Source organism: Rhizobium cerradonense (assembly GCF_030182455.1).
GTDB lineage: Bacteria > Pseudomonadota > Alphaproteobacteria > Rhizobiales > Rhizobiaceae > Rhizobium.
In genome coordinates, this window is record NZ_JAQJCK010000012.1 from 116,307 (window position 1) to 128,582 (window position 12,276).

Genomic DNA, 12,276 nt, shown 5'->3' on the forward strand with positions numbered 1-12,276 from the left:
AAATCATTGATCCATATTTGGATCGTGAGGCGATCGGGCGGAGTGTCCGGTCCTTTAGGGAGGAAAATTCAATGAGGAATTTGAAGGCCGGTCTTGCCGCCGGCGTATTGGCATTGCTCGCGAGCTCCGCGGCCTTTGCCGCCGACCTGCCCGGCAAGTTCCCGGGCGTGACGATCGACGCCAAGCTGATCGGTGGCCAGCAATACGAGCCGCTTTATGGGCGCATTTCCGAGTGGGAGAAGGAGACCGGCGCCAAGGTCAACATCCTCTCCAAGAAGAACCACTTCGAGCTCGACAAGGAAATCAAGTCGGACATGGCGTCGGGCGATATTTCCTGGTGCGTCGGCTCGAACCACTCGTCCTTCGCCCCCCAGTATCCCGACCTCTATACTGACCTCGGCAAGCTGCTGCCGAAGGAAGAGATCGCCAAGTTCGTCGATTCGACCATCGAGGCATCGACCATCGACGGCCGGCTAGTCATGCTGCCGCGCGCTCAGTTCGACGTTTCGGCACTCTACTATCAGAAGAGCCTCTACAACGATGAGGCCAAGAAGACGGCGTTCAAGACCAAGTACGGCTACGACCTGGCGCCGCCGAAGACCTGGAAGGAAGTGTCAGACCAGGCAACCTTCTTCGCCAATCCGCCGAACTTCTTCGGCACGCAGTTCCCCGGCAAGGAAGAGGCGATCAACGGCCGCTTCTATGAAATGCTGGTCGCCGAAGGCGGCGAATATCTCGATAAGGACGGCAAACCGGCCTTCAATTCCGAAGCCGGCGTGCGCGCGCTCGACTGGTTCGTGAACATGTACAAGGCGAAGGCCGTTCCGGCCGGCACGACCAACTATCTTTGGGACGATCTCGGCGCCGGTTTTGCGTCGGGCACCGTCGCGCTCGATCTCGATTGGCCGGGCTGGGCGACCTACTTCAACGATCCGAAGTCCTCGAAGATCGCCGGCAATGTCGGCGTCGTCGTGCAGCCTGTCGGTTCGGCCGGCAAGCACACCGGCTGGTCCGGCCATCACGGCTTCTCCGTGACGGAAGCGTGCAAGAACAAGGATGCCGCCGCCTCGCTCGTCTGGTTCCTTACCAACGACGATTCGCAGAAGCTCGAAGCCGCCAACGGCACGCTGCCGACCCGCAAGGCCGTCTGGGAATGGGACATCCAACAGGCTGCATCCGATCCTTACAAGAAGGAAGTGCTCAGCACTTTCCAGGAATCGATGAAGTATGCCTTCCCGGTTCCGCGCACGCCGCAATGGATCGAGATTTCCAACGTCGTCTATCCTGAGCTTCAGGCCGCCATCCTCGGCGACAAGACCTCCAAGGAAGCGCTCGACACGGCCGCACAAAAGGCAACCGACGTCCTGAAGGACGCCGGCGCACTCTGATCGCCGCAATCAAACTCCCGCATCCGACAGAGGGTGCGGGAGTTGTTTGAAAAATAGTATGACCTGCGCCTTTAGGGGCCGGTCTGTCCGGCCGGCTGTGACGCCGGCCTCTCGGCCCCATGCAATCGCATTCCACGCAGTCCGGGCCATGCTGCTGAGGAATGCCGACAGGTGCAAACCATGTATAAGAAAATATCTCCACCGGTCCTGCTGCTTCTTCCGGCGATCATCGTGCTTGTGGCGGTGGTGCTGTTTCCGTTGCTTCTGTCCTTCTATTCCAGCTTCACGCCGTTCCGCCTGACGCGCCCGGCGACGCTCTTCACCTTCATCGGCTTGCGGAATTATACCCGCATTCTCACCGATCCGGTTTTCCTGGCGGCCTTCGTGCGCACCGTGGTGCTGCTGACCATCGCGCTCAATCTGGAAATGCTGCTCGGCCTCTGCCTGGCGCTTCTGGTCAACAAGGCAACTTACGGCAAGCGTGTGCTGCGCACGCTGATGATGTTTCCGATGATGTTTTCGCCGGTGCTCGTCGGCTTCCAGTTCAAATTCATGTTCAACGACAATGTCGGCATCATCAACAATGCCCTGCAATCCCTGGGCATAACCAATAGTGCCATCCCCTGGCTGATCGACGGCAATCTGGCGCTGCTGTCGATCGTCATCGCCGAAATCTGGTCGTCGACGTCGGTTTTCGCCATCCTCATCCTCGCTGGCCTGCTCGCCATGCCGCAGGAGCCGGTGGAGGCCGCGAAAGTGGACGGCTGCACGAGCTGGCAGACCTTTCGTTACGTCACCTGGCCGTTCCTGATGCCGTTCGCCTTTATCGCCATGACGATCCGCTCGCTCGACGTTGCCCGCGCCTACGACATCGTCAAGATCATGACGGATGGCGGCCCGGCGCGCCGCACCGAGCTGATCTGGACGCTGGTCGGGCGCACGGCCTATGCCGATGCGCAGATGGGGCTCGCCAACGCCATGGCCTATGTCTCGATCATCCTGTCGATCGCCTTCACAGTCTATTTCTTCCGTAAGCTGGCGCTTGCCCGCACCCAGATCGGAGCGGAGTGGTAATCATGGATCGCAACGCTGAACAACGCATGCGCCGCCGCATCGGAAAAGTCGCCTATCTCATCGGCCTTTTCATCGCGATGCTCATCATCTGCCTGCCGGGCTTCTGGATCATCCTCAGCTCGCTGCGGCCCACGGTCGAGATCATGGCGAAGCCGCCGGTTTGGATCCCGCAGGAGCTGTCGCTCGATGCCTATCGCGCCATGTTTGGTGGGGCGGGACAGGGCGGCATCCCCGTTTGGGATTATTTCCGTAATTCGCTGGTGATTTCCGTCACCTCTACCGTCATTGCGCTGATCATCGGCATGTCCGGCGGCTATGCCTTCGCGCGCTTCCGCTTCACCGGCAAATCCGCGGTGTTCCTCGGCCTGATGCTGACGCGCTCCGTGCCGGGCGTCGCGCTATCGCTGCCGCTCTTCATGGTCTATGCACGGCTCGGCATCATCGACACGCATTTCGGCCTGATCCTCACCTATGTCGCGCTGAATGTGCCTTTCACCATCTGGCTGATCGACGGTTTCTTCCGGCAGGTGCCGAAGGACCTCGCCGAAGCCGCGCAGATCGACGGCTGCACGCGCTGGCAAGCCTTCTGGCAGGTGGAATTTCCGCTCGCCGGCCCCGGCATCGCATCCGCCGGCATCTTCGCCTTTCTCACCTGCTGGAACGAATATGCATTGGCCTCGCAGCTCACGCGCTCCGTCGATTCCAAGACACTCCCGGTCGGGCTGCTCGACTATACGGCGGAATTCACCATCGACTGGCGCGGCATGTGCGCTCTCGCGGTGGTGATGATCGTTCCGGCGCTCGCTCTCACCTTCATTATTCAGAAGCATCTGGTGTCCGGTCTGACATTCGGTGCGGTCAAAGGTTGAACCCCATGGCTCAGGTTACGCTCAAAAAACTCGTCAAGCGCTATGGCGCCCTGGAAATCGTGCACGGGATTGACCTTGATATCAGGGACAAGGAATTCATCGCCCTTGTCGGGCCTTCCGGCTGCGGCAAGTCGACGACGCTGCGCATGATCGCGGGCCTCGAGGACGTCTCCGAGGGCGCCATCATGATCGGCGATATCATCGTCAACGACCTGCCACCGCGAGATCGCAACATCTCCATGGTGTTCCAGTCCTACGCGCTCTATCCGCACATGACCGTGCGCGAGAATATGGGCTTCTCGCTGAAGATCGCCAAGCAGCCGCAGGCGGAAATCGACCAGCGCGTCAACGAGGCGGCCGCGATCCTTAGCCTGGAAGCGTTGATGGACCGTCGCCCGGCACAGCTTTCCGGCGGCCAGCGCCAGCGCGTTGCCATGGGCCGCGCCATCGTCCGCCAGCCGGAAGTCTTCCTCTTCGACGAGCCGCTGTCGAACCTCGACGCCAAGCTGCGTACGCAGATGCGCACCGAGATCAAGAAGCTGCATGCCAAGGTGCAGTCGACGGTGATCTACGTCACCCATGACCAGGTGGAAGCGATGACGCTTGCCGACCGCATCGTCATCATGCGCGATGGCTACATCGAGCAGGTCGGCACGCCGGATGAAGTGTTCAAGCGGCCGGCCACGCGCTTCGTCGCCGGCTTCATCGGCTCGCCGCCGATGAATATCGAGGAGGCAACGGTTTCGGCCGGCGCGCTGGTGTTCAAGAATGGCGACAAGCTGCCGCTGCCGGGGCAATTTGCGGATCGGGTCAGAGATGGCGAAAAGGTTGCCTTCGGCCTACGCCCGGACGATATTTTCCCGAGCGGCCATGGCCTTCATTCCGGCGCCGAGGCCGCGGTGCATGAGGTGACGTTGCCCGTCGCCATCACCGAGCCTCTCGGCAATGAAACCCTGGTCTTCGTCGAATTCGCCGGTCGCGAATGGGTGTCGCGTATGCTCAATCCGCGCGGATTAAAGAGCGGCGAACAATTGAAAATGAGCTTCGACCTCAGCCAGGCGCATCTCTTTTCCACCGAGACCGGCAAGAGCCTGGCGATCTGAGCGGGGGAGGCAAGCACATGGCCCGCATCGAGAAAATTGAGCTGCGCATGGTCGACCTGCCGCCGAAGGTGAAGCGGACGGATGCGATCCAGAGCTTTGTCAGCCAGGAGACGCCGATCGTCACCATCACCGATTCCGACGGCGCCGTCGGTACCGGCTACAGTTACACGATCGGCACCGGCGGCTCCTCCGTCATGCGGCTGCTGTCGGACCATCTCGTGCCGCTGCTGATCGGCGAGGATGCCGATTGCATCGAGGCGATCTGGCACAAAATGGAATTCGCGACCCATGCGACGACCATCGGCGCCATTACCGCGCTGGCGCTCGCCGCCATCGACACGGCGCTTTGGGATCTGCGCGCCAAGAAGCAGAAGCTGCCGCTCTGGAAGCTTGCCGGCGGCGCCAAGGATCGTTGCCCGCTCTACACGACCGAGGGAGGCTGGCTGCACATCGAGAAGGAGGCTTTGGTCGAGGATGCCTTGCAGGCGAAGGCCAAGGGTTTCTCCGGCTCGAAGGTGAAGATCGGCAAGCCGCATGGCTCGGAAGATTACGACCGGCTTTCCGCCATGCGTCTGGCGCTTGGGATGGGTTTCGAGATCATGACCGACTGTAATCAGGGCTTTACGGTCGATGAGGTCATCCGCCGTGCTGCAAGGTTGAGAGAACTCGATCTCGCTTGGATCGAGGAGCCGCTGCCATCAGACGATCTCGATGGCCATATTCGCCTGACGCGCTCGACGCCGACGCCGATTGCGGTCGGCGAATCCATGTATTCGATCCGGCATTTCCGCGAATATATGCAGAAGGGCGCCTGCTCGATCGTCCAGGTCGACGTTGCCCGTATCGGCGGCATCACGCCTTGGCTGAAGGTGGCACATGCGGCGGAAGCCTTCGATATTCCGGTCTGCCCGCATTTCCTGATGGAGCTGCATGTCAGCCTCGTCTGCGCCGTGCCGAACGGGAAATATGTCGAATATATCCCGCAGCTCGACGACCTCACCACCAAGGGCATGGAGATCATCGACGGCAGGGCAATCGCACCCTCCGAGCCCGGTATCGGTATCGCCTGGGATTGGGAAGCGGTGAAGGCACGCTCGATCGGCGAATTCACACGGGAAATCCACGGCTGAAGGAGGAATATGCCATGCAGCGGATGGGGATGGTGATCGGCCTGGAGCCGTCGAAGATCGAGGAATACAAGCGCCTGCATGCGGCCGTCTGGCCCGAGATCCTGGCGCTGATCTCCGAGTGCAACATCACCAACTATTCGATCTTCCTGAAGGAGCCGGAAAATCTGCTTTTCGGCTATTGGGAATATGTCGGCACGGATTTCGAGGCTGACATGGCCAAGATGGCCGCAAGCCCGAAAAACCAGGAATGGTGGTCCGTCTGCATGCCCTGTCAGAAGCCGCTCGAGACCCGCAAGGAAGGCGAGTGGTGGGCCATGATGGAAGAGGTGTTTCATCATGACTGAGATGAGGGTGCGCACCTTCTCCCCAGCGGGCAGAAGGACGCGCGGAGCGCGGGTTGAGGGGGCGTTACCGGGCGAACTTCGCCTTTTGCTTTCCGCTCAACGCAGCTCCGAATATGCCGCGAGACCCCCTCATCTGACCCTTCGGGCCATCTTCTGCCCGAGGGGAGAAGGCAAGGTTGCCGCCAACGCCGGAGATATCCAATGACCTTCGATCCCAAATCTCTCCGCCAATGGTGGCCGAAGCCGTCGAATCCCCGCCCGATCGTCATTTTTGGTGCCGGCAGCATCGTCGGCGACGCGCATCTGCCGGCCTACAACAAGGCGGGCTTCCCGGTCGCCGGTCTCTATGATCCGAATGCCGAGAAGGCAGCGGAGTTGGCGGCCCAATGGGGCATTTGCGCCTTTGCATCCGAGGCGGAGGCGTTTGCCGTCGAAGGTGCGATCTTCGATCTGGCAACGCCGCCGGCCGCCCATACCGCTATCCTTGCCAAGCTGCCGCGCGGCTCTTTTGCGCTGATCCAGAAGCCGATGGGCACCGATCTGGCTGCGGCGACGGAAATTCTCCGGGTATGCCGCGAGCGCGACATCAAGGCGGCTGTCAATTTCCAGCTTCGGTTCGCACCGATGATGCTGGCGCTCTATGATGCCGTCGATAAAGGCTATCTCGGCGAGGTCGTCGATTTCGACGCCTGGCTGGCGCTTGCAACGCCGTGGGGGCTCTGGCCTTTCCTGAAAGGCCTACCGCGGATCGAGATTGCCATGCACTCGATCCACTATCTCGATTTCATTCGCGGCCTGCTCGGCAATCCCAAGGGGGTGCATGCCAAGACGATCGGCCATCCGAACCATGAGGTGGCGCAGACGCGCACGGCCGCGATCCTCGACTATGGCGACAAGGTGCGCTGTGTGCTCTCGGTCAATCACGACCATGAATTCGGCCGCAAATTCCAGGCCTGCGAGTTCCGCATCTCCGGCACCAAGGGTGCGGCCTATATCAAACTCGGGGTCAATCTCGACTATCCGCGCGGCGAGCCGGACGAGCTGTGGATTCGCCCGGCCGGCGGCAGCGAGTGGGTCGAGGTGAAGCTTGAAGGCGCCTGGTTCCCGGATGCCTTCGTCAACCGTATGGCCAATCTGCAGCGTTTCGCCTCGGGCGAGGACCAGACATTGGTCGGCTCCGTCGAGGATGGCTGGCAGACCATGGCGCTGGTTGAGGCCGCCTATCAATCGAGCGCTGAGCCGGCAACGCCGATTGCCGGACTTCCAAAGGTGTAAGCGATGGCCCAACAAAGGATCTACTTTGAAGACTATGAGCTCGGCCACGTCCGCATAACGACCGGACGCACGATCACCGAGACCGATTTCGTTGTCCATGCCGGCCACACCGGCGATTTCTTTCCGCATCATATGGACGCGGAATTCGCCAAGACCTTGCCTGGCGGTCAGCGCATTGCCCACGGCACGATGATCTTCTCGATCGGCGTCGGGCTGACGGCCTCACTCATCAATCCCGTCGCCTTTTCCTATGGCTACGACCGGCTGCGGTTCATTCGCCCTGTGCATATCGGCGACACGATCCGCACGCGGGTGACGATATCGGCGAAAGAGGACGATCCGAAGCGCCCGGCGTCCGGCCGCGTTGTCGAGCGTTGCGAAGTGCTGAACCAGCGCGACGAGGTCGTCCTCGCCGCCGACCATATTCTGATCGTCGAGCGCAAAGCGGCAAACTGAGAGAGAATGATGGTGACACTCAAGGGAATGACCTGGTCGCATCCGCGCGGCTACGATCCGATGGTGGCATGCTCGGCCATCTGGAAGGAAAAGACCGGCGTCGAGGTCGTATGGGAGAAGCGCTCGCTGCAGGATTTCGAGACCTTTCCAGTGGAGGAGCTTGCGGCCGCCTATGATCTGATCGTCATCGACCATCCGCATGTCGGCCAGATCACGCGGGAGAATTGCCTGCTGCCGCTCGACGATGCGGACCATGCCGGTGAACTTGTCGCAATCGCCGCCGGCACGGTCGGGCGCTCCTATCCGAGCTACAATTGGCAGGGCCGGCAGTGGGGATTCCCGATCGATGCGGCGACACAGGTTCAGGCCTACCGGCCGGATCGGTTGAGTGGGCCGATCACCGATCTTGCCGAGATCGTATCGCTCGCGGCCAGGGGCAGGGCGATCCTGCCGATGCGGCCGCCGCATTCGCTGATGACCTTCTTCACGCTTGCGGCACATCTCGGCACGCCCTGCAGCGTCGAAGGACCGGAGTTGATCGCCACGGCGGATGGAGAAGCTGTGCTCGACTGGATGGCACGGCTCGTCGGCGGCATGGATGCCAAATGTGACGACATGGACCCGATAGCTGTCTTCGAGCTGATGGGTGAGCTGGATTGCCCCTATGACGTCGTCCCCTTCGCCTATGGCTATGTCAGCTATTCCTTTGCCGGATTCCGACCGGCGCGCTTAGCCTTTGCCGACATGCCCGTGATCGATGGCCGCGCGCCCAAAGGCTCAGCGCTCGGCGGCACGGGTATTGCCGTTTCGGCCCGGACGCAGGTGCCGGAGGAGGCCAAGGCCTTTGCACGCTGGATTGCCAGCGGGCCGGTGCAGGCGGGCGCCTACGCCAGTGGCAATGGCCAGCCCGGCCATGCCGACGCCTGGGGCAGCGATAGCGTTAACGGGCCGGCGCTCGATTTTTACCGCAATACGCGCGCGACGTTGGAGGGCGCCTATGTCCGGCCGCGTCATGACGGCTACATGGCTTTCCAGAGCGAGGCTTCCAACATTATTACCAATGGACTGCGCACCGCCGCGCGGCATACAGTCCTCATCGACAAGCTCAACCAGCTCTTCGCGCAATCGTTCGAAAGCTAGGGCAGGCGGCTCTAGCTGTTTGTTTTCGCATGATCTTATCCGCAAGCAACCACGCATTTTCGCTTCGTGGCCTTTCGGTCTCGGGATCATGCCCTGGAGGAAAGGATCAGGATTATGGGTCACGGATTGGAAGGCAAGAAGGTCGTCATCACGGCGGCGGGACAGGGGATTGGCCGCGCGACGGCTGAGCGCTTCATCTCGCTCGGGGCGCATGTATATGCCACCGACATCAACGAGCAGACGCTTTCGACGCTGGAAGGCGCCAGCAAGCATGTGCTGAACGTGCTCGACAGCGCCGCGGTCAAGGCATATGCCGATGAACTCGGTCCGATCGACGTGCTCTTCAATTGCGCCGGCTTCGTACATGCTGGCACCATCCTCGACTGCGAGGAGAAGGATTGGGATTTCTCCTTCAATCTCAATGCCAAGGCGATGTACACGACTTGCCGCACCTTCCTGCCGGGCATGCTCGAAAAGGGCAAAGGCTCGATCGTCAACATGTCCTCGGTCGCCTCCAGTGTGAAGGGCGTACCGAATCGCTTCGCCTACTGCGCCTCCAAGGCAGCGGTGATCGGCCTCACCAAGTCGATCGCCGCCGATTTCGTCGCCAAGGGTATCCGCGTCAATGCCATTTGCCCCGGCACGGTCGACAGCCCCTCGCTGCATGAGCGCCTGCGCGCCACCGGCGATTATGAGAAGGCGATGAAGGACTTCATCGCCCGCCAGCCGATGGGCCGCATCGCGACTGCCGAGGAGATCGCTGCCCTGGTGACCTATCTCGCCGGCGACGAGGCGGGTTTCACCACCGGTCAGATCCATGTCATCGACGGTGGCTGGACGGCTTGAACTAGCGTCTTCTCCAAGCGCGGAGGCCTCGCATTGCGGGGCCTCTTTTTGTTTGCCACCTACGTCAGAGAATCTATATCTGATGGATATTTAGTGAATGGAGAGCGGCATGCGAATGGGCGGAGAGCAGCATCGTTCCGGGACCGCCGTGCTGTTGCACAAGCATCAGGTGATTCTGGTCAGCGTTGCGGCCGGCATCGTGTGCTTCCTGCTTCTGACCTCGCGTGCGTTCAATCCGAGCAACTTGCTTGTTGCCTGGGATGCCACCGCCATCATCTATATCGTATTCAGCCTGTACCGGATGCTAACATCCGATGTGCATCGCATCCGCAAGCGTTCGGCCGATCTCGATTTTTCGGATGCCGTTCTGCTGTTCCTGTCCATCGCGGCCGCAGTCGCCAGTGTTGGCGGCATCGCTCTGGAACTGCTCGGCGTCAAGGAGGCGCCGCCGCAGGTAGCGCTTTTCCGTGCATTGATGGCGATCGTAACGATCCTGATTTCCTGGGTGTTTCTGCACATGCTTTTTACGGTCCACTATGCGCACCGCTTCTATCGCGGTTCGGGTAGGGGGCAGGGGTTGAAGTTCGCCGAGCCGGTAGAGGAGCCCATCTATTGGGACTTCCTCTATTTCTCCTTCACCATCGGCGTCGCCGCCCAGACAGCCGATATCGGCGTATCTTCCGTCAGCATGCGCAAGCTGGTACTGCTGCACGCCATCCTGTCTTTCCTGTTCAACACGACGATCCTGGCGCTTGCGATCAATGTCGGGGCGAGCCTGGTGTAGCCCGCCCGCCGAAGCATCGTTGATATCTCGTCGGTTTAGAGCACCGCGTTACCGGCCATCACTGCCATGATCAGGAACACCAGGAAAACGATCAGGAAGAGCGCGAAGAGCACGCGGGCGATCGTCGCTGTTGCGGCCGAGACGCCGGAAAAGCCGAAAAAGCCGGCTATCAACGAAATCACGAAGAATATCAGAGCCCATTTCAGCATTAGAAAATCTCCTCTGCGTTGCGCCTAATGAAGACGCAGAAAAGGGGAAATTGTTCCGATGCCGTTTCGATTGCGGGGAGCGGTGGTAGGGCGGCATTCTTGAAACCAATGCCTTTCAGCAGACGTTTCGCAAGTGCTGCACCACCGGCCCTTCGCGTGGCTCAGGGCGTTCGGCGCTGCAATCGACCCGCTGGGTCGATTGCTTCGGTTACACCGAACCGCTTCTCACCCATGATTGATCATGACGTGCCGGACGGCTGTGTAGTCTTCCAGCGCGTAGACCGACATGTCCTTGCCGTAGCCGGATTGCTTCAGGCCGCCATGCGGCATTTCGTTGACCAGCATGAAATGGGTATTGATCCAAGTGCAGCCATATTGCAGGCGGGCGGCGGTTTGCATGCCGCGGCTGATGTCCTTGGTCCAGACGGAGGAGGCAAGGCCGTAGTCGCTGTCATTAGCCCAGGCGACGGCATCGTCGGTGCTGGTGAAGCGGGTGACGGAGACAACGGGGCCAAACACTTCGCGACGGACGATTTCGTCGTCCTGCGTGGCGCCGGCAACCACGGTGGGGGCGTAGAAGAAGCCGCGATCGCCCGAGGTCTTGCCGCCGGTGGTGATTTCCATGTGCCGGTGTTCGGCGGCGCGGGTGACGAAGCTTTCGACGCGGTCGCGCTGGCGCTTGGAGATCAGCGGGCCGATTTCGTTCTCCGTGTCGTCGGCAAGGTTGAACTTGATGCTGGAGACGGCAGAGGTCAGGTCGGCGACGAAATTGTCGTAGACCTTGGCATCGGCATAGATGCGGCAGGCGGCGGTGCAGTCCTGGCCGGCATTGTAATAGCCGAAGGTCCGGATACCGGCGACGACGGCGTCGATATCGGCGTCATCGAAGACGATGACCGGGGCTTTGCCGCCGAGTTCGAGATGGGTGCGTTTCACCGTCTTGGCGGCGGCCTGCAGGACTTTCTTGCCGGTGGCGACATCGCCGGTGATCGAGACCATGCCGATTTTCGGATGGTTGATCAGCGCATTGCCGACGCTCTCACCACGGCCAAGGATGACGTTGACGACGCCTTCAGGCAGGATGTCCGACAGGAGTTTCGCCATCTTCAATGCCGTCAGCGGCGTCTGTTCCGAGGGCTTGAAGACGACGGTGTTGCCGCCGGCAATGGCGGGCGCCAGCTTCCAGGCCATCATCATCAGCGGATAGTTCCACGGTGCGATGGAGCCGACAATGCCGATCGGATCGCGGCGGATCATTGAGGTGTGGCCGGGCAGGTACTCGCCGGCGACCGGGCCGTGCAGGTTGCGCACCGCGCCGGCGAAGAAGCGGTAGCAATCGACGATGGCGGGGATTTCGTCGTTGAGTACGGCATTGATCGGCTTGCCGCAGTTCAGCGCCTCGAGCGTCGCGAAGCTTTCGGCATCCTTCTCGATGGCGTCGGCAATCTTCAGGAGATAGGTGGAGCGCTGGGCGGGCGTCGTCTGCGACCAGCTCGCGAAAGCCTTCTCGGCGGCGTTGACGGCGGCATCGATCTGGCCGAGCGAGGCTTCCGGCAGATTGAGCACGGTCTCACCCGTCTTCGGGTTGAGAATATGCTCTTCCGTCTCCGAACCGGCCTCAAAGCGGGAGCCGATCAGCATTTGGGTGTCCATAATTA

At 61.0% G+C, this 12,276-nt stretch carries 13 protein-coding genes; 11 read left to right on the top strand and 2 right to left on the bottom strand.

All coding sequences use genetic code 11. From position 1 onward, the window contains the following. The first annotated feature begins 71 nt into the window (after positions 1–71). The 11 genes from PH547_RS23745 (at position 72) to PH547_RS23795 (ending at position 10,409) form a co-directional block, all read left to right on the top strand. Positions 72–1,388: an ABC transporter substrate-binding protein gene (locus tag PH547_RS23745; protein WP_104824357.1), complete on the top strand. Its 1,317-nt coding sequence runs from the start codon at positions 72–74 to the stop codon at positions 1,386–1,388. Between the two features lie 180 nt (positions 1,389–1,568). Next, the gene (locus PH547_RS23750) at positions 1,569–2,462 is read left to right on the top strand and encodes a carbohydrate ABC transporter permease (RefSeq protein WP_104824356.1); all 894 of its coding nucleotides are present in this window, start codon (positions 1,569–1,571) and stop codon (positions 2,460–2,462) included. Positions 2,463–2,464: 2 nt separating this feature from the next. Beyond that, the gene (locus PH547_RS23755; protein ID WP_104824355.1) at positions 2,465–3,331 is read left to right on the top strand and encodes a carbohydrate ABC transporter permease; all 867 of its coding nucleotides are present in this window, start codon (positions 2,465–2,467) and stop codon (positions 3,329–3,331) included. Between the two features lie 5 nt (positions 3,332–3,336). Beyond that, complete coding sequence (locus tag PH547_RS23760) at positions 3,337–4,434, top strand: ABC transporter ATP-binding protein (RefSeq protein WP_104824354.1); 1,098 nt, start codon at positions 3,337–3,339, stop codon at positions 4,432–4,434. 17 nt (positions 4,435–4,451) lie between these two features. Continuing rightward, on the top strand, positions 4,452–5,564 hold the full coding sequence (locus PH547_RS23765) for a mandelate racemase/muconate lactonizing enzyme family protein (protein WP_104824353.1): 1,113 nt from the start codon (positions 4,452–4,454) through the stop codon (positions 5,562–5,564). 14 nt (positions 5,565–5,578) lie between these two features. Next, on the top strand, positions 5,579–5,908 hold the full coding sequence (locus PH547_RS23770) for an L-rhamnose mutarotase (RefSeq protein ID WP_104824352.1): 330 nt from the start codon (positions 5,579–5,581) through the stop codon (positions 5,906–5,908). Positions 5,909–6,109: 201 nt separating this feature from the next. Next, positions 6,110–7,183, top strand: coding sequence for a Gfo/Idh/MocA family protein (locus PH547_RS23775; RefSeq protein WP_104824351.1), 1,074 nt, complete (start codon positions 6,110–6,112; stop codon positions 7,181–7,183). A gap of 3 nt (positions 7,184–7,186) precedes the next feature. Then, on the top strand, positions 7,187–7,639 hold the full coding sequence (locus PH547_RS23780; protein WP_104824350.1) for a MaoC/PaaZ C-terminal domain-containing protein: 453 nt from the start codon (positions 7,187–7,189) through the stop codon (positions 7,637–7,639). A 6-nt stretch (positions 7,640–7,645) separates the two neighbouring features. Then, a complete protein-coding gene (locus tag PH547_RS23785) occupies positions 7,646–8,779 on the top strand; it encodes an extracellular solute-binding protein (RefSeq protein ID WP_104824349.1) in 1,134 nt (377 codons plus the stop codon). 114 nt (positions 8,780–8,893) lie between these two features. Beyond that, positions 8,894–9,625 carry an SDR family oxidoreductase gene (locus PH547_RS23790; protein WP_104824348.1) on the top strand — a complete coding sequence of 244 codons (732 nt, stop codon included), beginning with the start codon at positions 8,894–8,896 and terminating at the stop codon, positions 9,623–9,625. 109 nt (positions 9,626–9,734) lie between these two features. Next, positions 9,735–10,409 (top strand): DUF1345 domain-containing protein, encoded by a 675-nt coding sequence (locus PH547_RS23795; RefSeq protein ID WP_104825216.1) that lies wholly within the window; start codon positions 9,735–9,737, stop codon positions 10,407–10,409. 35 nt (positions 10,410–10,444) lie between these two features. Here the strand turns inward: PH547_RS23795 and PH547_RS23800 are convergent, their stop codons facing one another. Together PH547_RS23800 and PH547_RS23805 are read right to left on the bottom strand one after the other, a co-directional pair. Continuing rightward, positions 10,445–10,618 carry a DUF1328 domain-containing protein gene (locus PH547_RS23800; RefSeq protein ID WP_104824347.1) on the bottom strand — a complete coding sequence of 58 codons (174 nt, stop codon included), beginning with the start codon at positions 10,616–10,618 and terminating at the stop codon, positions 10,445–10,447. A gap of 225 nt (positions 10,619–10,843) precedes the next feature. Continuing rightward, positions 10,844–12,271 (bottom strand): gamma-aminobutyraldehyde dehydrogenase, encoded by a 1,428-nt coding sequence (locus PH547_RS23805; protein WP_260303153.1) that lies wholly within the window; start codon positions 12,269–12,271, stop codon positions 10,844–10,846. Positions 12,272–12,276: the final 5 nt, after the last annotated feature.